The organism is Halorubellus sp. JP-L1 (assembly GCF_011440375.1).
In the GTDB taxonomy this organism is placed as follows: domain Archaea; phylum Halobacteriota; class Halobacteria; order Halobacteriales; family Natrialbaceae; genus Halorubellus.
In genome coordinates, this window is sequence record NZ_JAAOIR010000001.1 from 41,410 (window position 1) to 62,431 (window position 21,022).

General features: G+C 62.2%; 16 protein-coding genes. 10 read left to right on the forward strand and 6 right to left on the reverse strand.

Going from position 1 to position 21,022, the window contains the following annotated elements; translation table 11 throughout:
- A complete protein-coding gene (locus tag G9C85_RS00235; RefSeq protein ID WP_166036167.1) occupies window positions 1–1,107 on the reverse strand; it encodes a DNA cytosine methyltransferase in 1,107 nt (368 codons plus the stop codon).
- Window positions 1,108–1,495: 388 nt separating this feature from the next.
- Between G9C85_RS00235 and G9C85_RS00240 the strand changes: the two genes are divergently transcribed.
- Window positions 1,496–1,765, forward strand: a complete 270-nt coding sequence (locus tag G9C85_RS00240; RefSeq protein ID WP_166036168.1) for a hypothetical protein — start codon at window positions 1,496–1,498, stop codon at window positions 1,763–1,765.
- Window positions 1,766–1,768: 3 nt separating this feature from the next.
- On the opposite strand, the gene G9C85_RS00245 is transcribed toward G9C85_RS00240, so the two are convergent.
- Window positions 1,769–2,032 carry an ArsR family transcriptional regulator gene (locus G9C85_RS00245; RefSeq protein ID WP_166036169.1) on the reverse strand — a complete coding sequence of 88 codons (264 nt, stop codon included), beginning with the start codon at window positions 2,030–2,032 and terminating at the stop codon, window positions 1,769–1,771.
- A gap of 269 nt (window positions 2,033–2,301) precedes the next feature.
- On the opposite strand from G9C85_RS00245, the gene G9C85_RS00250 reads away from it, so the two are divergent.
- From G9C85_RS00250 to G9C85_RS00275, 6 genes are all read left to right on the forward strand, one after another.
- Complete coding sequence (locus tag G9C85_RS00250; protein ID WP_166036170.1) at window positions 2,302–3,213, forward strand: hypothetical protein; 912 nt, start codon at window positions 2,302–2,304, stop codon at window positions 3,211–3,213.
- Window positions 3,210–3,554: a hypothetical protein gene (locus tag G9C85_RS00255; RefSeq protein WP_166036171.1), complete on the forward strand. Its 345-nt coding sequence runs from the start codon at window positions 3,210–3,212 to the stop codon at window positions 3,552–3,554. Before G9C85_RS00250 ends, G9C85_RS00255 begins: the two co-directional genes overlap by 4 nt.
- The gene (locus tag G9C85_RS00260) at window positions 3,551–3,934 is read left to right on the forward strand and encodes a hypothetical protein (protein ID WP_166036172.1); all 384 of its coding nucleotides are present in this window, start codon (window positions 3,551–3,553) and stop codon (window positions 3,932–3,934) included. The genes G9C85_RS00255 and G9C85_RS00260 overlap by 4 nt, the downstream gene beginning before the upstream one ends.
- Complete coding sequence (locus G9C85_RS00265; protein ID WP_166036173.1) at window positions 3,931–4,248, forward strand: hypothetical protein; 318 nt, start codon at window positions 3,931–3,933, stop codon at window positions 4,246–4,248. The genes G9C85_RS00260 and G9C85_RS00265 overlap by 4 nt, the downstream gene beginning before the upstream one ends.
- A gap of 31 nt (window positions 4,249–4,279) precedes the next feature.
- Window positions 4,280–4,528: a hypothetical protein gene (locus G9C85_RS00270; RefSeq protein WP_166036174.1), complete on the forward strand. Its 249-nt coding sequence runs from the start codon at window positions 4,280–4,282 to the stop codon at window positions 4,526–4,528.
- 406 nt (window positions 4,529–4,934) lie between these two features.
- Window positions 4,935–5,975 (forward strand): site-specific integrase, encoded by a 1,041-nt coding sequence (locus tag G9C85_RS00275; protein WP_166036175.1) that lies wholly within the window; start codon window positions 4,935–4,937, stop codon window positions 5,973–5,975.
- 355 nt (window positions 5,976–6,330) lie between these two features.
- On the opposite strand, the gene G9C85_RS00280 is transcribed toward G9C85_RS00275, so the two are convergent.
- From G9C85_RS00280 to G9C85_RS00290, 3 genes are all read right to left on the reverse strand, one after another.
- Window positions 6,331–10,173, reverse strand: a complete 3,843-nt coding sequence (locus G9C85_RS00280; RefSeq protein WP_166036176.1) for a VWA domain-containing protein — start codon at window positions 10,171–10,173, stop codon at window positions 6,331–6,333.
- 195 nt (window positions 10,174–10,368) lie between these two features.
- Window positions 10,369–11,355 (reverse strand): glutathione S-transferase family protein, encoded by a 987-nt coding sequence (locus G9C85_RS00285; protein WP_166036177.1) that lies wholly within the window; start codon window positions 11,353–11,355, stop codon window positions 10,369–10,371.
- Between the two features lie 68 nt (window positions 11,356–11,423).
- Window positions 11,424–12,698 (reverse strand): hypothetical protein, encoded by a 1,275-nt coding sequence (locus tag G9C85_RS00290; protein ID WP_166036178.1) that lies wholly within the window; start codon window positions 12,696–12,698, stop codon window positions 11,424–11,426.
- A gap of 253 nt (window positions 12,699–12,951) precedes the next feature.
- Here G9C85_RS00290 and G9C85_RS00295 point away from each other — a divergent pair, with 253 nt between their 5' ends.
- The 3 genes from G9C85_RS00295 to G9C85_RS00305 all read left to right on the forward strand — a co-directional run bounded on the left by G9C85_RS00295 (window position 12,952) and on the right by G9C85_RS00305 (window position 20,775).
- A complete protein-coding gene (locus G9C85_RS00295) occupies window positions 12,952–16,170 on the forward strand; it encodes a methyl-accepting chemotaxis protein (RefSeq protein WP_205254289.1) in 3,219 nt (1,072 codons plus the stop codon).
- Window positions 16,171–16,373: 203 nt separating this feature from the next.
- On the forward strand, window positions 16,374–19,835 hold the full coding sequence (locus G9C85_RS00300; protein WP_166036180.1) for a PKD domain-containing protein: 3,462 nt from the start codon (window positions 16,374–16,376) through the stop codon (window positions 19,833–19,835).
- On the forward strand, window positions 19,828–20,775 hold the full coding sequence (locus tag G9C85_RS00305; RefSeq protein ID WP_166036181.1) for a hypothetical protein: 948 nt from the start codon (window positions 19,828–19,830) through the stop codon (window positions 20,773–20,775). The genes G9C85_RS00300 and G9C85_RS00305 overlap by 8 nt, the downstream gene beginning before the upstream one ends.
- On the opposite strand, the gene G9C85_RS00310 is transcribed toward G9C85_RS00305, so the two are convergent.
- Window positions 20,772–21,002, reverse strand: a complete 231-nt coding sequence (locus G9C85_RS00310; RefSeq protein WP_166036182.1) for a SelT/SelW/SelH family protein — start codon at window positions 21,000–21,002, stop codon at window positions 20,772–20,774. The two genes, G9C85_RS00305 and G9C85_RS00310, sit on opposite strands and share 4 nt — an antisense overlap.
- Window positions 21,003–21,022 lie beyond the last annotated feature (20 nt).

Sequence of the window (21,022 nt, forward strand, 5' to 3'; positions counted from 1 at the left end):
TCAAATCGCTGTCTTGGTAACTTCATCATCTAACACCCTCTTTACCCTTTCGCCCAATTTTGAGGCAAGTAACGGTGGTACGGAGTTCCCAATTTGCCGCATCCCGTAATATTTGGTTTCGTGGAATTGGAACCAGTCCGGGAACGATTGCAGGCGACCAGCTTCTCGAACAGAAATAACTCGGGGCTCAGTCGGATGTATTGGTCTTGCAGCTGTATGTGTTCCTCTATCTCTGCTCGAACCAGCACGGAGAGTCGTAGAGGGATTACACGATTCTAGCCGACGGTACCGACTGACATCTTCATACGTTCCAGGTTCAGTATTCTCATATCGCTCTTGGACTTCTTCGGAATGATTGACCGTTTCAAGTGATGTAAGTCCATTTGGGGTATCAGAGGCCAGCGGCTCCCAAGAATTGATCTCTTTGACATAGTCGGACGGCGCATTGAGTGGACCTTTATATTGCCCATTCTCTAGCGAAAGGTCATTCAACCCCTCTGGCAGATCTTTGAACGCTTCTTCTACAGAGGGGCTTTCTTCGTCCTCCATAGGATAGTTAAGCTGAGGCAAGCCTTCCTTATTCCCCAACAGGAAGAGGCGCTTTCGGTTTTGAGGGACACCGAAGTCTGCAGCATTCAGAACTTTAATCGGTTCACGAACCTCAAACCCACCATCCCTGATGATTCCTAGAAATTCATCTAAGTAATCACGTGCCTCTCCTTGGAGTAGCCCGTCTACGTTTTCCATGACGAAGTAATCGGGCGACAATTCGACTACGTGGTCGGCAAAGCTCAGGAGTAAATCATTTCGATCATCGTCGCTATCTCGTTTCCCCATCACTGAGAAGCCCTGACATGGTGGTCCACCAATCACTATATCCACGTCTCCCTTGCAGAGTCCAGTATCTCGTAGGATATCTGTCGTCTCGCAAGTACCTAAGTCAAGTTGCTTCGCAATAGTGTCTGGAAAGTTTTCCTTGTATGTCGAGAGGATCGTCTCATCCTTATCGACCGCAACTGTTGTCGAGAGGTCTGCTACTTCAAACCCAAGAGAAAAACCACCAACACCACAATAAAGGTCCACCACGCCGACCTGGTTTGTAGTCATCTTGCCCATATATTTGAAGACATAACTTATAAACTTGCGGCCGTTAAAAGTTAACAGTCCTTTGGCCCGCTATTGGTTGGCATGCTTCATCGTCTGTCGGTCGTGATCTCCTCTACGGTGAAAGGTTTTGTTCGATATGAGGTTCCTCCACCAAGATCCAGTCTTTATATGACAGAATGTTGTGGAATCTAACCCTTCGGCTCTAGAGGACGTTGATGGCACTTTTCCAAATTGGCGTATTTCCGTGTAAAAGTGGCACCAAGTGGCTGCCAGTTGAATTCCGCTTTGAAGAGGCTCATACCCGAGAAGGATCACTTTAGGCTGTCTACCTAGTCAAGTGGCATGTTCGCTCTGCTGTTGAAGAGGTGTCTATGGAAAGAAGTGGTGTATGCCACGCACTGCGAAAATCGAGACCTTGTCGGGGGAGATCGTCCGGCTCGAGATCGAGGATGGGCGACAGTATCGGAAGCGCGTCGAGCTCTCGTACGAGGGGCGGACGGTCGTGTACGGGATTCGGCGTGATCGGGGTGAGACGGTCGCGGAGTTCGTCGCGAGCTACGACGACGACTCGCTCCAGGGCATCGGGGGCGACTCAGTCCAGCCGGACTGGGCGGAGTCGACGCTCGGAGAACTCGAGATTACGGAGGTCCGCGCGTGACGCTCACTCGTCGTCGTCGTCCTCGAGCTCCTCGACGTCGACCTCGCCAGCGAGGTACGCCCGCCCGCGTTCTGAGAGTTGGTAGAGTCCAGCATCCTCGTCGTAGTATTCGAGCAAATCGGCGTCCCGGAGGGTCAAAAGGTGTTTTCGAATCGCGTCCCTCCCCCAATCGGTGTTGGCTGCTACAACCCGAGGAGTCAATCGTAGTTCGTCTGACCCTCCCTGATTCTCGAACAACTCCAAAATATCGCGGTCAACAGGAGTCATCCAAGAAGCCAGGGGTGGCCGCATTACTACCTCCACCACACTCCGGGGGTTTGAGCGTTTTCATGACACCTATTTGCTACAACATACTGTGTATACTATCCATTATACTGTGCATAAGGCTTAACTGCCATCCCATGCACGGGACTGTGTACGACGCGAGCTTCCACGCGGACCCGTCGCTCATCGAGCGTGGGTCCTCACGAAAACTGCGGGCCCCGATGCGAGCACATCGGGCCCGCGTGGGCTCCGTCGAAGTGGGCGACGCAGCCATGAAATGCTACGACCTGCAGGGGTTTGAAGCCCTTGCATCGACCCGAGCAGAACCGGACGACGAGCAGCGACTTCTCGCGGACGGCGGCTTCGACAACTCCGGGCCGCACGCGAATCCGCACGACGAGCACCTCGAGTGGTGGCGCGACGACGGTCTCGTCGTGCGCGGCCACCGCGTCACGGTCGCGTGCAAGTGCAGCACCGAGATGGACTTCGACGGCCTCTACGGGTTCGGCGGCACCGACGCGCACTTCGACTGCCCCGACTGCGACGGCGCCGTCACGCTCACGCCGACGCCCGCGAACCCCGCCAAGTGGAACGTCTTCGCCGAAGGCTGCCAGGAGACCGAGTACGTCGGCCGCGACGACGACCACAGCGACGAGGCCTACCAGTACGCGCTCGTCGACGACGCCAGCACGTACGCGATCAGCTCGCCGACGTTCCAGTACGCCGACCACGAGATCGTCACCGACGGCGGCCAGGAACCGAACCCGCTCGACCGTCTCTTCGTCGACGACGTCACCGAGCGCCCCGACCGCGTCGTCGTCGACGAGGTCACCACCATGGACGCCAGCGAGTTCGTCGGTCGCCTGAAGGCCCTCGGCCGCGCCGCCGAGGCCGTCGAAGCCCTCGCGAACGACCTCGAACGCCTCCGCCAGACCGGGCTCACCGACGACGACGCCCGCGACCTCATCTACGGCCGGAACAACGGCATCCCGAAGCGCGACATCGAGGCGGTCTTCGACGCCATCGACGCGCTCGCGGACGGCCACACCAAGCGCGACCCCACCGAGCGACTCCTCAGCGACGTCAGCGGGCTCTCGCTCTCCGAGACGAGCGACCTCATGGAGGAACTCGACGCACTCCGCCGGAAGTACGGCGACGTCGCCAACGACGGGGGGCGAGCATGAGCGCGGACGGCCACGGGACCACGCAGGCGTGTCCCGAGTGCGACGCCGCCGGCGCGGCGCTTTACCGGCGCACGTCCGGCTCCGAAGCGAACCGCGAGGACGACCCCCGGAAGGACTGGAAGTGCAACGACTGCGGCGCGACGTTCGACGAGCCGACCGAGCGCGAGCGCCAGCAGCCCGCGAACGTCCGCCAGAACACGCTCGCCGGCAAGCTCGACGCCGCCGACCCGAACGACCTCGTGACCGACGGCGGCCGGGACGTCGTCGATCCCATCCCCGCCCCGGAGGTCCAGTCGGATGGCGACCCCACCGACGAGGACCTCGGAGGTGAGAGCGCGTGAGCACCGACGGCGAAAGGAACGCGGACGCGCGGGTCCCCGAGTACGCTCCCGAGGATCTGACCCCCGAGATGAACCTCCTGAACCTCGCGAAGTACGTGCGCATCGAGGGCGCTCGCGTCCAGGTCACGTACCTCGACGCGCTCGATCGAACCGAGCACACCGCGGAGTTCGAGGTCGTCGATCAGGACGAACAGACCGGCGGCCCGTTCCGGTTCCGCGCGATGGACCTCGACACGCTCGACGCCGAGGAGTTCGTCCCGCACCGACTCACGCTGGCGGCGTACGCGCACCTCGTGAAGTACCCCGACGAGATCCAGGCCCGGAGCGCGCTCGGTCACGTCACCGACGTCACCGTCCTCGAGGGAGGTGACGGGACGTGAACCACATCGTCCGGAACTACGGAGACGAACCGAACCCTCGGAAGGTTGCCGCCGAGGCCATCGCCGACGTCGACGTCCGACCGGGACGCATCGCCCGCTATCGCGACGGCTGCGAGCTCACGCTCGAACCGGGCGAGACCGCGCCCGACACCTGCCCCGGCGACGGCTGCACCGCCGCCCTCGAGGCCGTCGTCGTCACCGACGGCGGGCGAGCGGAGGACCGCGTCGTCGTCGACGCCCACGAGTGCATCCCGCAGACCGACCAGACCGAGGACGTCGACCGCTGCCAGCTCTGCGGCGGGGTGATTCGATGAACTCCAGCGCCGAACCGACGGAGGCGGGGCGATGACGGACGAGTCCGAGCGGTTGGCGTCCATCCTCGCCGAGGCTACGCGACCACGGTGCGAGCACGGCCACAGCGGGATCTGCCTGAACGTCGAGGATGGACGGCTGGACTGTCCCGTTCCCGAGCACACGCCGACGCGAGTCTACGACCTCGCCGACGCGAGCGTGGTCTGGGAGACCGACGACCAGGAGGAAGTCCCGACTAACGAGGCCGCCACTCCCCAGTCTGACGAGGTGATAGATGCATGAGCGGGATGTCAGAATTTACCCCTTTCCGAAACGGCATCAGTAATCCCTCTAACAGGTATGGCTGGGCGCGGGAGATCCCCCCATTCTACCCCCCTCGCGTCCTGCCGATACTGACCGTAGAGCCATCGGTGGTGAGTGGTATGTCTGAGAGCGACACCTCTCAGTCTCTCGGATGGCGGTGGCGAGAATCGGCCTGGAGAGCTCTGGTTCGTTCCCCATGGGCGTACAACAGAGATAGAGTTAGAACCGCGAATAGAACCCATAGACCGATTAAAAACAGGATGATCAGCGGTGAGATTACTCCAGGCATATTTAGTCATCTCACCAGCCACAACCATTGTTACAACCCACGTTGCTCCACAAAGCGGCGATTAATTCAGACGGAGATCGACCAGGAGGGGAGTCGATGAGCTCCGACCTGCAGAGCATCGCCCCCGAGCACGCCTTCGAGCTCTACCTCGACTCGCGACGCGACGACGCGGCCGAGTGGACGCTGACGAGTCACACTAGCCGACTCCGGCCGTTCGTGGAGTGGTGCGACGACAACGACATCGACGACATGAACGACCTGACCGGTCGCGACCTCTACGAGTACCGCGTCTGGCGACGCGAGGGCAACTACTCCGAGGGGAAGGTCGAAGAACTCGCCCCGAAGACCCTGAAGACCTCGTTGTCGACGCTCCGGCGGTTCCTTCGGTTCTGCCACACCATCGAGGGCGTCCCCGAAGACCTCTATCTCAAGGTTCCAATTCCCGAACTCTCCCGGAGCGACGAGGTCTCGGACTCGAAGATCGTCCCCGAACGCATCCCGCCCATCCTCGAGTACCTGACGACGTACCACTACGCGAGCCGCGACCACGTCGTCACCCTGCTCCTCTGGCACTGCGGTGCGCGGAACGCGGCCGTCCGCGCCCTCGACCTCCAGGACGTCGACCTCGACGCCGACGCTCCGATGGTTCGATTCGTCCACCGACCCGACACCGGGACGCCGCTGAAGAACGACGAGAAGAGCGAGCGCGCGAACCGCCTCGGCAAGCGCGTCGCGAAAGTCCTCCGGAGCTACATCGAGGACAAGCGCCGCGACATCCAGGACGACAACGGCCGTGACCCGCTCATCACCACGAACCAGGGCCGCATCTCGCGGTCCAGCATCCGGAACACCATCTACCGCGTCACGCGCCCGTGCTGGATCGGCGAGGGCTGCCCGCACGGCAAAGAGATCGAGACCTGCGAGTACAACACCTACCACGACGCCTCGAAGTGCCCGAGCACCCGCAGTCCCCACGACTTCCGGAAGGCTCGCGTCACCAAGTTCCGGAACGACAACGTCCCGAAGGGCGTCGTCTCCGACGAGCTCGACGCCAGCGAACAGATCCTCGACCTGCACTACGACCGTGCCAGCCAGAAACAACGTGCGAAGCGACGCTTCCGCGAACTCAACAGATGACAGTCATGAATATACCGGCCGACATGATGGGGAACCGTCCCTTTTGTATCCGGCTTAGTGTATGCCTGCAGCGCCCATGTTTTCACGGCGAACGGAGGTGAGGAGTGGAACTGGACCGCGAAGGATTTGAATCAGTGAGCGACCACCGGGAGCGACCGTGGTTCAAATTCCTGCGGCGCCCATGTTCTCTCGTCGAACGGAGGTGAGGAGTGGAACCGTGACCCTGACGGTTTCGGGGGCGAGTGCACCTCGAAGGATCCGCTGCTGGACCGATAGCGGTTCGCTTCGGGGTACGGCGCTCTCTGGGTCGGTCCGTTGCCCTGTGAACGAAGGTTTGCCGGGGGGTGCTGTCCGGTCAGTCTCGTGCGTTGACGTACTGTGTCGAGCGGGGCGGCCACGATGGGCTATCGTCCGAAGACGACGTCGGTGAACCGAGAGAGGGATTCCCCGACAGTACCCGGGGGTCGCTCGAGGAGACGTTGACGTCTTTCGATCCGACGTCGATGACGTAGCCGTTCCGGGTGCCGTCGGTCGATCCGGTGTCGTCGTCGTCGGGTGCCTCGTCGCCGTCGGGTGCGTCGTCCTCGTCGGGGTCGTACGTGCTCGCGTCGAAGTATAGGACCATGAAGTCGGGCGTCCCGCTGTCACCGTCGTCTACCTCGACGACGACGATGGCGTCGTTCTCGGGGAGGCTGAACGTATCGCCGTTCGTGATGCTCGGGTCGTATGCTTCGACGATCTCCTCGACGGTGGTCTCGTCGTACCGTTCCTCCACGTACCACGCGCTGGCGTCGAGTTCGGGGACGTCGTCGCCGTTCGTGTATATCTTGTGTTGCGTTTCGGAGTCGTGCGTGGTCTGGTTCGCGGTCCCGTTCGTCCCGGCGCACCGCGTCTCCTGGACGTCGCTCGTGTCGTTGACGGCGCCGAGGTTCTCGTAGTCCGCACACGTACGCGTCGACACCGCGAAGTGCACGAGGTCACCGGGGTCGAGCGCTGAATCGAGGGGGATCGACGTGTACCCCGTGTCCGTTGGGTCGTTCGTGTTCGAACCGAAGTCCACGTCACTCCCGCCGACGTTCACGGACGTCGTCGTGTTCTTGTACTCGATGACGTTCCTCGTACTCTCTTGGCTGTCGTTCGCCGCTCGTTGGAAGGTCTCCGAGAGGTCGTCCGCGTTGTCGACCTCGTAGACCTTGCCGACGCGGTCGGGGTTCTCGCCGTCGACGTTCGCGATGTCTTCCAGCAACGCTTTGTTGTAGTCTCCTTCGTCGCCGAGTGCGACGACGTAGATTCGGATGCCGTTCTCGTGAGCGGCTGATGCAGCGTCTCGGATGGCCTGCAGGTTCGCGGCGGAATCGTCGGACGGTCGACCGTCGGTCAGTAATACGACGGTCTCGGTGACGTTCTTGCCGTCGTCGCGCGTCTTGTCCGTCTCGACGTCCGAGATACCGGCGTTCAGCGCCTTCAACATCGGCGTTCCGCTACTGGACTCCCACGTTGCCGCGTCCGTATCGAGCGTGCCGTTGACGGCGCCGAAGTCCGACGACTGTGAGATCTTCGTTTGCGCTTGCTCGTTCGGTTCGACGCCCCAGAACCGGACGACGCTGAGGCGGTCCTTCGTGTCGTTCATTGCGCCGACGAACTGCTGGGCTGCGTCGAGCCGCTCGAAAGAGGGGTCGTTGCCGTCGATCCGTATCTCGTGGTAGTAGTCGTGGTCGGTGCCCGAGATGGTCTCACCGGGATAGTAGACTCTCGAAGCAGGGATGTCTCCCTCGATGTCGCCGTCGCCGTCGTCGTCGCCTACGTACGCGTACCCCTCGGGAACGGTCGTCGTCTCTTCGCCGAACGTCCGTTTCTGTACCGTATCACTCGGCTCGAGCTCTGCCGTTTCGCCAGGGTTCAACGTTTCCGTAGAGGACCAGCAGAATCCGCCAATGCAGCTCTCAGTGGTGACTTCCCACTGTTCGTTACTTCCCGCTGCAGGCCCGTCTTCGCCAGCGGACGCGTAGGATGCGGCGGAAACGGATTTCTCCGGGGACCAGGAACTGTAACTCCATAGCGAGTGAGCGCCAGAGACGTGCTCGTACGTCTTCTCTCCATCGTTATACTTCCCGTAGTTGGTGAGGTGGTTCATCGACCCGGAGTCGTCGATGACGAGGGAGATGTTCATCGGGTTCCGGACGTCGGTCTCGATTCGCTCGAGTTTCGGTTCGGCGATGCGCGACCCGAGGAGCGTGACCTCGGCCTGGGACTGGTTGACGACGAGCGCGTTCTCGTCCTCGTCGTACGTGACCGAGCAGTCGTAGCCGTCGTCGGTCTCGGAGCACTCGAATTCGTCGGGCCCGTCGCCGTCGTCGCCGCCTTCGTCACCGGCGTCGCCGCCGAGGTCGGGGTCGCCGTCGCCGTCGACGTCCACGGCGGTCGACGGGAGGCCCTGGTCTAAGTGGAAGTACGCCTGGTCGAACGTGACGGTGCCGGCGACGAGCGCACCGTACACCTCGCTGTCCGTCTGGAGTTCGACGTTCCCGGTTCCTCCCGGGCCGTAGACGACGCCCGTGAACTCGGCTCCGTCACTGGAGGCGCCGGGACTCCCCTCGAACGTGGCCTGGCAGCCGGCCTTGCAGACGAGCCAGAATGCGTTCGAGCGGTGCGTTCGGTCGCCGTCGGCGTCGCGAACGGTCACCGACGCGTCCTCGCCGACGGTGACGTGATCGCTGTCCGCACCGACGAACGTACGGACCTGTCCATCGCCCTCGACTTCGACGTCGCCCTCGATGGTGACGCCGTCCTCGACGGCGATGACGACGTCCCCGCTGCTCGCGTCGAGCGTGAGCGTGTCACCGTCCGCGACCGTGAGTTCCTGGAGGTGGTAGACGCCGTCGGAGAGCGTCACGTCCCCGGCGTGGAGCGTCTCGCTGTCGGCGTCGATCGCGGTGACGTCGTCGCGGTCGTTGTGATTGTCGTCTTCGGTGACGTCGATCGTCAGCTCGATGCGGTCGTCCATGGGGTCGAGATCGGGGAGCGTGGCCGAGTTCGTCTTCGTGCCGTTGACGAGCGTCTTGCTAGGGCTCTCGTCTATCGTCCCGTCGTGATAGACGTCGCCGTCGATGCAGTACTCGTCGTCGCCGTTGCCGCAGGCTCCACCCGAGAACTCGACGTCACCCTCGGCGACGACCGTTCCCTCGATGGTGCCACTGTTCGCCGTTATCTCGACGTTCCCTCGCGTGAGTACGTGCCCGTGCTTCCCCTTCGAGACTGGATATGGGCCGTCGGTCGAATCGTAGCTGTCCACGTCGGCCTGACTCGGGTTCCCCGCCTGGACGTCGATCGTCCCGCTCGAGGACCCCATCATCATCCCGCCGTAGATCGTCGCGTCGTCGACCGGGAACTGTTCGGGGATGACGCCCGCTCCCAGGGGCGCCGTCACGGAGACCTCGTCCCCGCTCTCGACGACGGTCGCCGAGACGTGGTCCGGTGACTCGTCGACGAACTCTCGCTCGAAGTACCGCTTCCAGCCCGCCTGATAGTCGCTCCCCTCGACAGTGATGGTGATGCTCTGGACCCACTGGATCTGGTCGGTGTTCTCGCCCGCGAGGCAGAGTTCCGTCGCGAGAGCGTCGTCTCCGCCTCCGGCGGTCTCTGCCGTCACGGTCCCGGACGAGTCGACGTCGCCTGACACGTTCGTGACCGGGAACTGGAGCGTATTGAGTTCACGACCATCGAGGTTCCGGGTTCGGTACTGGAGCGACGGACTCTGAACGATCGTGGTTCCGGACTCGGTCTGCTTGAATACACCTCCGGCCTGGTAGGCCACCGTTCCACCGTCGTCGGTCTCGTAGACGATCGAACCGAGGTCGACGTCGGCGGAACAGGAGTCCTCGAGGCCGTGAACCGTGAACTGTACTTCGCCGTCGTTCTCGATGGACGCGTCGCTCGAGTCCTTCCCGCTGAGGTCGAACTCCGTGACGGAGTCGTCGCCCTTGAACGAGAGCGTGGAGAGCGTACTGCTGACCTCCTGAAGGGACGTCTCTGCGGTGTCTACTTCGGCCGTGGACTGGACGGACTGCTGTGCGTCCATGCCCGCCCAGAAGATGATGCCGGCACCCGCGATGACGAGGCCGAAGAGGAGGACCAGGCCGACGAGTGCGGACGCTGCTCGATTGTCGGTTCCGTCACTGGAGTGCCGGGTTTGATACATAGGAGCCAGTTGTTGTTAACGTTAATATTACATACGCACAAAAGCGTGTTGGCTCCTCTGGTGGGATAATTTTAAGAGAATATTAATAATATAATGACTCTCGGACGTGATTTGTGCCGGGCGGGGGCCCATTCGACTATTCGTCCGGGCCGGCCGATTCTTCCTATAACTACGAGGGTGTTTTTCGACGTTTATTCACTCTGAGAGCGGGGCCACACCAGCGAGCGCGTCCCGATCGTGCGGGGCGTCGAACGCCGGACCGGGACCGACTGGCACCAGTTGCGTCGGGTTGAGGTCCGTGTGCGTCGTGTAGTAGTGCTCCTTGACGTGGTCCATGTTCACCGTCGCGGCGACGCCAGGCGTCTGGTAGACGTCACGCGTGTGACCCCAGAGCGCGTCGAAGTCCGTCACGCGAGCGACGTTGCACTTGAAGTGCGTGTGATAGACCTCGTCGAAGCGGACGAGCGTCGTGAACAGGCAGACGTCCGCGAGCGTGAACCGGTCCTCGACGAGCCAGCGCTGGTCGGACAGGACGTCGTTCCAGTGCTCGAGCGCCTCGAACAGCTCCTCGACGGCCGCCTCGTGCGCGGATTGACTCCCCGCAAATCCGGCGCGGTAGACGCCGTTGTTGATCGGCTCGTAGATGGCGTCGATCACGGCGTCGACCTCGTCCCGTCGCCCCTCGGGGTAGAGGTCGACGTCGTTCGACGCGAACTCGCCGAACGCGTCCGCGAGCATCTTGACGATCTCCTCGGACTCGTTGTTCACGACCGTCTCCTCCTCGCGATCCCAGAGCACGGGAACCGTCACGCGACCAGTGAAGTCGTCGTCAGCGGCCGTGTACACCTCTCGGAGATAGTCCGCACCCGTCACCGTGTCTTCCGTGCAGTCGTCCTTCGAGGGCGTGAACTGCCAGCCGTCGGCGTCGCGGTACGGGTCGACGACGTCCATCGAGACGACGTCCTCCAGCCCGAGGATGGCTCGCGTCATCGCCGCCCGGTGCGCCCACGGGCACGCACGAGACACGTACAGATGGTATCGGTTCGCCTCCGGGGGGAACCGCGCGCTCGGGTCGTCCTGGATCCAGTCGCGGAACGAGGTCTCCTGTCGGTCGAACTCGCCGTCGTCGTTCGTCGACTCGTAGGCGCCCGTCCGCCACTCGCCGTCAACGAGCATGTTCATGGGACCGACTTGGGGCCGAGCGCTCAAGAGGACTTGCCTCGCCCCCATCGTCGACCGACGTCACCGACTCACTCGGTGTCGGGCCAGTCGCCAGCGAACATCACGCGCAACCCGCCGCGGCCGGCGAGTGCCTCGATGGACTCACGGAGCGTCGCCACGTCCGCGCCGGTCTCGACGTACACGCCATCGAGGTCGATCGCCGACCCCATCGCGCGACCGTCCGGATGCTTCGGATCGCGAGCGAGGAACGCCACCCGGTCTTCGACCGGCGCGTACGGCAACTCGATGCGGGGTGCGAGCCCGCGCTCGGTCAGGAGGTACTGGACGCCCTGAGCCACCGCCACCGCCACGCTGGAGCTCCCAACGGCACCCACGGAACGGCCGTCCTCGAAGAACCGCAGCACGAACTCTCCGTCCGACTCCGCTCCCGCGGCGTCGCTCGCCCCCGCGAGCGTCGACACGCCTGCTTGGTGGCTCGGATCGGCCGCTCGCTGGCTCGACCCGCCCCGGTGCTTGCTCGAATCGGCCGCCCCATCGCCCGCCTCGGGCAGTTGTTGCCCGCCTTCCGGAGCGGTCTGCGCGCCGTCGCGCTCGGGCGAACTTGCGTCGGCGTCGACGCCCTCGGACGTGAACTCGTCGACGACGCCTGCGAGGAACCGTCGCGTCAGCGGCCGCACGGCCCTCGCTGTCGCCTGCGCGGATATCTCTCCGTGGTCGTCGGCGACATCGGCGACCGCCCGCGTCACTCGGTCGACCGCCGCTTCGTCGGCCGACGCAAGCGCCGCCGCGACCGCACGCACGTCAGTGCTCGCCGCCGCCACCCCGTCGTACGTCAACGCCGAGAGCGCGTCGACGTGCTCGGGCAACGACTCGAGCGTCATCCGAACGCGCTCCACGTCGCCCGAATCGCCCGCCGAACTGCTGCCCGAATCGCCCGCCGAACTCCTGCCCGAATCGCCCGCCGAACTCCTGCCCGGATCGCTTGCCGAACCGACTGCGAGCAAGAGGTACTGGCGGCCGTTCGTGTACACGCCGCGGTCCACGCCCTCTGCGTGCATCGCCGCGAGCAAGGCGTCGCGTCGCTCCGCCGACAGCGCCGCCCCACACGCCTCCACAGCGACGAACGCCCCGACACGGCCGTCCGGACACAACGCGTAATCCACGAGCGCGTCGTTCGCAGCCGCGTAGGCTGCCGTTACCGACGACGACCGAACGTCCCACCCGAGCGTCGACAGGAACGGCTCGACAACGCGCAATTCCGTGTTCCGCTTCCCGAGGTCCTCGGACGCCGCGATGGCGTCCGACGCGTCCTCGACGAACGACGCGACGTCCGACCGTTTCATGACCGACCGCTACGGCCACCGACCGTTTGAACCTTCCTCCACGCAGCACGAACACGTCCACGTGGTGTAGCCATATTGAATTCCACGTCGCCGGGGCTGAACTATCCCCAACCTATCCGTAATTTCTAGCGCGCCAATGTTTTCATCGGTGATAACGGCCGGAGGGATTTTATAGCCCGCTGGCTACCGTTGTTCACATATGCTGGGCCCGTTGCGAACAGTTACGCCGAACTTTATTCGCCGAAGTTACGCGTTGAAGTTCGGTATCGCACTTCTCCTCATGGGGGTCGTCGTTGCGACCATTGGATTGGTCGCCACCGGCGCAATCACCGACCAAGTCCAGACGTCCGTCAACGACGGACTGGACAACGTCGCGAACCAACAGGCGCAGAACCTCGTCGCGTGGCACGAGAAGAACGTCGCCATCATCACGTCGCTCACCCAATCACAGGGGATCAACGACGCGACGTCCGACAGCGACGTCGGTGACGTCCTCGACGACCGCGTGTCTGACTTCCCGAACGGCATGCGGATCCACTACGTCAACACGCAGACGGGGACCGTCAACGCATCCACCACCACGAGATTCGACGGGATGCGCCTGAGCGAACTCGACGAACCCTGGGCGACCGAGAACATCTCGGGGACCCAGGGCGCCGTCACCGAACGCTACACGATCGACTACATGCTCACCGGCGAGAACGAGTCCGCGGTCGCGTACACGCACTCGCTCCCCGGTCGCGCCAACCTCGTCGTCGTGTACGTCGTGAACACCGACAGCTTCAGTGAGACGCTCGAACAGGGCGACGGCCAGTTCACGACCGTCTACGACCACAGGACGGGTGGAGTCACGTTCGCGAGCGATAGCGAACTCGTCGGTGCCGCGTACGACGACGACACCGTCGTCCAGGGCGTTACGAACAACGTGACGTCCAGCGGCAACAACCACGTCCTCGAAATGGGCGTTCCGACCGGCTCCGTCGCAGGGTTCGTTCCCGCTGGCTACGAGGACGACGAGTACGTCGTCAGTTACTCCAAAGTCGACGCGGAAGGAACGGACTGGTACGTCCTCACGCACACGCCGATCAGCGAGGCGTACGGGTTCGTGCAGGACGTCGAACAGTGGGGGCTGGGCGCGACGCTAGGCGCCATCGCGATCATGCTCCTCATCGGGATGATCCTCGGTCGCAACACCGCGACCGCCATCGACCGACTGACGTCGAAGACCGAAAAGATGGAGCAGGGAGAACTCGAAGTCGACTTCGAGACCAAACGGATCGACAGCATCGGTCGTCTCTACGACGGGTTCGCGGAGATGCGCGACGCACTCCGCGAGCGGATCCAAGAGGCGAGGGACGCCCGCGAGGAGGCGGAGCTGGCCCGTGCCGAAGCCGAGCAGATGAATCAACATCTCGAACGGAAGGCCGACGAGTACGCGGACGTCATGCAGGCGTGCGCCGCCGGTGACCTCACGCAACGACTCGACGGCGAGTCCGAGTCCGACGCGATGGTCGAAATCGCGATGGAGTTCAACGAGATGATAGGCGAGATCGAGCGGACGACCGCGCACCTCAAGAACTTCGCGAACGAGGTCGCGACCTCCAGCGAGGAGGTCACGGCCTCCAGCGAGGAAGTGCGGTCCGCGAGCGAGCAAGTCACGGAATCCATCCAGCAGATTAGCGACGGTGCGGAACGCCAGAACGACAGCCTCCAGGACGTCAGTCAGGAGATGAGTGGCCTGTCGACGACCATCGAGGAGATCGCGTCCTCGTCGAACGAGGTCGCGGACCTCGCCGAGCGGACGGCGGAGACGGGTCGCGACGGCCGCGACGCAGCAGAAGAGGCGATCGATCGCATCACCGAGCTCGAGGACGAGCGCGAGGTCGTCACCGACCAGATGGGCCAGCTCGAGGACGAGATGGCGCAGATCGACGAGCTCATCGACTTCATTACGGAGATCGCCGAGCAGACGAACATGCTCGCGCTGAACGCGAACATCGAGGCGGCGCGCTCCGGGGAGTCCGGCGAAGGGTTCTCCGTCGTCGCCCAGGAGGTCAAGGACCTCGCGGAGGAGACGAAGGACGCCGCGGAGGACATCGAGAAGCGGCTGGAGCGCATCCAGGATCAGACCAAGCAGTCCGTGCGGGGCGTCGAAGCGGCGAGCGAGCAGATCGCGGCGACGACCGACGCGGTCGAGGACACCGTGGAAGCGCTCGACGAGATTGCGGGGTACGCCCAGGAGACGAACACGGGCGTCCAGGAGATCTCGGCGGCGACCGAAGAGCAGGCGGCGAGTACGGAGGAAGTGGTCGCGATGGTCGACGAGGCCGCGACCATCAGCGAGGAGACGACCGCGGAGGCGGAGAACGTCGCCGCCGCCGCCGAAGAGCAGACGACCGCGCTCACGGAAGTGTCGCGGAGTGCGAGCGACCTGGCGAACCAGGCGTCGCGGCTCTCCGAGGCGCTGGATCGCTTCGACACGGACGCCGGCGACGCGACCGGGTTCGAGATGGACGCCGCGGACCTCCTCGCAAACACGGAGACCGACGTGGACGTGGAAGCGGAGGCCGTCGCGGCCGTCGGCGAACTCAGCGACGACGCGACGAACGCAGCGGAGCTCGACGCGTCCGACGCCACCACCGACGATGGCGCCACCGACGACGATGGTGCCGACACCGTTGCTGGGCGAGAGCGCGAAGACGATTCGACGAGCGAGCCCGTCTCCGCGGAACCGAGTCCGGGTGCCGACAGCCCGTTCGCTGACCGCTCCGACGAATCCGAGGGTGACGCCGACGCGAGCGCCACCCCGCTCGCCGACGTCCCGGACGAACCAGTCGGCGATGCGTCCGACGACGGCGGCGTGGGCGGCGACGAACTCGGCAGTCCCGCAACGTTCGACGAGGAATCAGCGGACGACGAGCCGACGGATGGCCCGTCCTTCGAGGAAACTCTCGATGACCCAGTCGACGACACGCAGTCCGACGTCGACCCGCTCGCCGACGCGACGGACTCCAGCACGGACGAATCGGACACCACCGACTCTCGGGACGACCCGACCGAGGTCGAAGCGGACGCGGCGACCGACGCCCAGTCCGACTGGAATCCCGACTCGACGCCCGAATCGGAAGCCGACCCGCTCGACGACGGCGTCGAGGACGCCCTCGACTTCGACGAGGACCCGCTCGCCGACGACACCGAGGACGCCAACGTCGCAGGCGACGCGGCCGATAGCGACGACGGCGACGGAGCAGGTGGCGACGACGGTGACGTGAACGAGTTCGACGACGACGACCCGCTCGCCGGCGCGAACGACATCGACTTCGGCAGCGACACCGCCGGGGTCGACGACGAGTCCGACGACGACACCGACGCAGAAGCAAACGGCAGCGACGACGGCGACGGCGACGACGAACCGGACGAGGACGACATGTTCTCGTTCGCCCAGACCAACCCCGACGAAGACGACGACTGACCCCGCCGGTCTCCGAACCGGTCCTTTTCTTCTGGATACGAACGTCCTCCTCGACAGTTCCCTCCACCGTCACTCCCTCTATCCGACGAAGGACCCTCGATCGCACTCTGTCTTCCCAAGGTGTCGCCAAATTCGTTTCATACCCCACCCCACTACAGATTCCACGGACTTATACCACGTAACGAATCTAGATTCCGGCAACGATGGACTGGAAGATTGTGGTGGCGGCCCTCCTCGTCACCACGTCGGCAACCCCCGGCCTCTTGCATGCACCCCCGAACGCTCCGCCGAACGTCGACGCCGGACTCGACCAGCACGTTCGAGCCGGCGCAACCGTCCTCCTCGACGGACACGAAAGCAGCGACCCAGACGGGCAGATCGAGACCTACGCCTGGCAGATCGAGACTCCGGACGGAGAGCGCATCGAACCCGACTGTCCGGACTGCGCCCGCACGCGTTTCGAAGCCACAACAGTCGGGACGTACAACGTTTCTCTCACTGTAACCGACGACGATGGAGCAGCTAGCACCGATCACCTCTACGTGACTGTGACCGCCGACGACGGACCGAGCGTCTCCGTTACCGGCTCGGACCAGACGACGTCGGGTTCGTCTGTCACGTTCGACGCGAACGCGACCCCCGGCAGCGAACCCATTACCGACGTCTCCTGGGCCGTCGACGGGAAGGCCGTCCAACCCGTGGACGACACCACGTTCACGCGGTCGTTCGCCGACACCGGCAGCCGACAGATCACCGTCACGGTGACCGACGATATCGGACGAACGAACAGCGCCACCCACCAACTGGAAGTCACCGACCCCAGCCCAGATCCCGGAAACGGAACGACACCAGGTCCAGGGACACCACCACCGAATGGCACCACACCACCGAGCGACCCAGTCATCACTCCCGACCCCAACCCGGAAAACGGAACCGACCCACCAAACCAGGGCGAGCCCGGAGCACCCCCTCAGTCGCCCGGTGACGGCTCCGACGGCAACGGCACGAACGCCACACTCGCAACCAAGTACGACCCTGCGATCTCGGGGCCTCGGCTCGTTACCGGCGACGAACCCCTCGATGCGGCATACGAAGTCACAGGCGCACCACCCGCATCGAAGATCACTCGCATCCAGTGGCGCGTCAACGGCGACCCCGCCACCAGCGCGTTCGCCATCCAGACCACGTGGACGCCCGGCGACCACACCATCGAAGCAACCCTCTTCTACGACGACGGCAGCAGCGACGTCGCACGCTTCCCGGACGGCACCACGGACGTCGTCGCCGACCCAGCACCAGAACCCTCGCTCTCGTCGATCACCACCGACGCAACTCGACTCACCGGCGACTTCATCGCAACCGACGGGTACGGCAACCTCGAGGACGTCACCGTCACCATCGACGGCGCTCAAGTCTTCGACGGGGACTACCCACCACAACGAGCCCTCCAACCAACTCGCGTCGAGGACAACTACCGATACGACGACATTACCCCCGAGACGGAGTATACCATCAAACTCACCACAACGGACGCACGCAACCAGACCCGAACCGCCACCCGAACCATCACTACCGACGACGGCCCGGAGATACTCTCCATCGGCTTCCGGAACGACCCAGTCGACTCGTACCACCCACGAATCGACAGCGATCGCTACACTGCGACGCACGTCGTGAAGATCGATCTGAACGGGTACGACCAACACAAAGTATCCGTCGAGAATCTGGAGCTCGTCGATGGATTCCGCCGGCTGGATGAAAAGTCGAGATCGTATAACAAGGATACGGACATATTAATGGTTACATCGGACTGGAGTGGTCATACCCCCGGGTCCTATTATATATCAACCGCCGTGAAAACTGGCGGTGAAACCATCTCGGAGAAAGAATCCGATTTTCGAGTAACGCCGAGTCCGCCAGAACTTCGCATTACGTCACCGACTGAGGGAACAAAAAGAGTAGTGCAGAACTGGGCGATGGTAGTTGATGCAAGTCAATCATTCGATCCTGACGGTCATAATCTACGCATCGATTGGCTTGAAGGGGCAAGCTCGTTGCAACAACGGAAGTGGGTTGCGACGTTGGAGCCTACGGATGAGGCTGGCGTTCGTTTAAAAGACGAATCTGGAGCGTACACTGAGGAACAGGATAGTTTCTTACCGTACTACGTGCCTCGGATTTCTGGAATACAAGAAGAGACGGTTGGACCATACAACGGAAGTGAGGATGTCGTAATGACGGTCCAAACGAAGTCCTATGCGTTCACGAAGAATACGAACCGATACAACATCACGCTCGATGCGAGGACTAACTCGACGGCGGTAGATATTCTATCCGTCGAGAAGCGAAAGGTTCCGATAGAGGACGTCGAGGGGAATAATGCAATCAAGGATCGTTTGCACAAGTGGGCCGTCAAGGTTCGCGTACAGGCGGGAGCGCTTGAGGATGGAGAACACTGGCTCACGTTATACAACGAGGAGAATCCAGAGCGAATCTACGTGTCGGAGGAACTGGGTGACGTGGATTTGCGGTCTTCGAAGGAGAAACGTGGTCTAAATGTGACAAGTACGGCATACGAGGTGGTAAACGAAAGTGGGAGAGTGACTCGAAAGGTGACTGAGCAGGATACCTACGAACGACTGACCGAGGACGGCTGGGTGCGAGAGGCTACTACCGATGTGGTCGAATCGGTTGAAGTCGAGACGAAAGAAGCCGAAGAGTACACTGAGACCCGGCGGCGGAACTTCGAGTCGAAGAGTGGTGCTCGACGGTTCGCTGGCTTACGTGACGAATGGTCGTACGAGGGCTCGGAATCCTACGAGGAAACCGAGGAGAAGATCAAGCAGAGGTGGACGCGCGATCCGGCCGCTGGAAGACCGACGGGGAGTACGCGGAGAGTCGTCACGAACCCGAACGCGTACGTCAAACAGCGACAGTACGAATATACGACGACGGAAGAAGTTACGACTTGGAAGGACGTATCCAAGACGATTACGATAAATACGACGGAAGAAGAGACCATTACCAGCGTGGAATGTCGCCAATTCGCCGGCTGCCACGTCGAGACGGAGACCGTCACGAAGGTGGTGACGAAGCAGGTAACACGAAATATCCGAAAGCAGGTCACTGAGACAGAGCAGACAACCCACTCTTATTGGGCGAAGCGGGCTCGATCGCCATCTCACGATTTCACTGGTGAGACCCGACACCACCGGACCGAACCTCGGGAGTACGCAACCGAGTATCTGGTCAATACACCGGTTACGAACACGAAGACCCGCCAGCGATACGTCGTGTCCCGCCAGATCACGGAGACACGAGAGAAGTGGACGTTCATGACGGAAGTGGCTTCGTTAGAGAAGGCACGCTCTCTTGCAGTCGGGGAAGACACACGAATCGGGACTATCGAACGCGATACCGAATGGACGCTCAGCAAGAACGAAACCGTCACCGAGGTCGTCCGGACGTACGACGACAAGGAGAACGTCAATACGACGTTCGCTACCGTGGAGGGGACGCTCGTGTACGGTCCGAACTCCGGAGAGATGCGACCGTTCTCAATTAATATTGAACTAAGTGGTTACGCAAGCAAAGACGAAATCATAGACGTTGCCATGAACCGAACGATCACCTGCGAGCGGGAGACGGGGACCTGTCATGAATAACGCAGCCGCACTTCTCGCTGGACTGTTACTCGCACAGTCACTTGTACTTCCAGCAGCGGCGCATGCACCCATCGAAGACACTTCAGCTACGCTCAAAGAACCCAAAGACGAAGTACTCGAACGGACCCTCCAAGTTCGAGGGACGGAATACCAACTCCGGGTCAACACCTCCAACCATACCGTCTCGGTGTTCGCCGAACACTTAGCTGCAAACGAAACGAACGCAAGGTACGCTGTCTCCCTCGACAATCAAATTGTGATAAATCAGGGTTGGAATGCCTCTGAAGGGGAAACGAGCCGGTCTCAGGCGAATTTGATATATCAATATGATGCAACAGAACGAGTCCGAAACATTACGCTGAGCACGTTCTACGGGTCCACATCCCTATCGTACAATTTCACGGTTCCACGAACGTACGAGGGGCGATACCTCCGTCCCACAGTTACGGATGTGGATCTCAACCAAATCAACGAATCACACGGAAGAGTGACGGTAACAGTTCGATCGGACTCCAAGTATTATTACCCGGTCTATTTCCAGATCTGGGCGCCGGGTGTCCAAGGTAAGTATCTACAAGCGATCCGTGAGAACGGGGAGAATGTAACTACGGCTTCGATAATCGTCCCCGTCGAAGAAGGAGATGTTTTCGAGGGGGAACTCAAAGCGCACACAGGTTGGCTCAATGAATCTGGGCCGTTGCACGCACAGTGGGAGTACTATGGACATCCTGGCCAGGAGCAGTTCGATCGAGTGCCGTTCGAACCGATGGATATCGAGAAGATAGACGACTACTCGTATAGGAACGAGAGTCGCGATGCGCAGAGACCTGAAGATTCGGTTTTGAGTGAACAGTATCGAACTATCATTGGTGGGGTCGCCGCGGCGTCGTTCGTCCTGATCGTGGTTGCTGTGTTGGTTGCGCAACGACGGCGGACTTAGGCGTGCTGTCTGACGTCGCGGACGATCTCGTCGACGTCGTAGTCGTCGTCTGCGATGTCGAAGACGGTGGTGCCGTTGGCGGTGACGGTGAAGACGCCGTCGTCGCCGGGGACGAGCGTGACTTCGTCGATGGTTTCGCCGAAGGATTGGACGAGGACGTGCTGGACGTCTTCGGCACGGTTCAGGTACCCACAGGGAAGGCAGAATTCGATTTCGACGGTCGTCATCGCTCTTGTGTTCGGTCTGG

Bases quoted from the DNA above. Each gene is read 5' to 3' on its own strand.
- G9C85_RS00235 (WP_166036167.1), bottom strand. From the start codon at position 1,107: ATGACTACAAACCAGGTCGGCGTGGTGGACCTTTATTGTGGTGTTGGT.
- G9C85_RS00240 (WP_166036168.1), top strand. From the start codon at position 1,496: ATGCCACGCACTGCGAAAATCGAGACCTTGTCGGGGGAGATCGTCCGG.
- G9C85_RS00245 (WP_166036169.1), bottom strand. From the start codon at position 2,032: ATGACTCCTGTTGACCGCGATATTTTGGAGTTGTTCGAGAATCAGGGA.
- G9C85_RS00250 (WP_166036170.1), top strand. From the start codon at position 2,302: ATGAAATGCTACGACCTGCAGGGGTTTGAAGCCCTTGCATCGACCCGA.
- G9C85_RS00255 (WP_166036171.1), top strand. From the start codon at position 3,210: ATGAGCGCGGACGGCCACGGGACCACGCAGGCGTGTCCCGAGTGCGAC.
- G9C85_RS00270 (WP_166036174.1), top strand. From the start codon at position 4,280: ATGACGGACGAGTCCGAGCGGTTGGCGTCCATCCTCGCCGAGGCTACG.
- G9C85_RS00275 (WP_166036175.1), top strand. From the start codon at position 4,935: ATGAGCTCCGACCTGCAGAGCATCGCCCCCGAGCACGCCTTCGAGCTC.
- G9C85_RS00280 (WP_166036176.1), bottom strand. From the start codon at position 10,173: ATGTATCAAACCCGGCACTCCAGTGACGGAACCGACAATCGAGCAGCG.
- G9C85_RS00285 (WP_166036177.1), bottom strand. From the start codon at position 11,355: ATGAACATGCTCGTTGACGGCGAGTGGCGGACGGGCGCCTACGAGTCG.
- G9C85_RS00290 (WP_166036178.1), bottom strand. From the start codon at position 12,698: ATGAAACGGTCGGACGTCGCGTCGTTCGTCGAGGACGCGTCGGACGCC.
- G9C85_RS00300 (WP_166036180.1), top strand. From the start codon at position 16,374: ATGGACTGGAAGATTGTGGTGGCGGCCCTCCTCGTCACCACGTCGGCA.
- G9C85_RS00305 (WP_166036181.1), top strand. From the start codon at position 19,828: ATGAATAACGCAGCCGCACTTCTCGCTGGACTGTTACTCGCACAGTCA.
- G9C85_RS00310 (WP_166036182.1), bottom strand. From the start codon at position 21,002: ATGACGACCGTCGAAATCGAATTCTGCCTTCCCTGTGGGTACCTGAAC.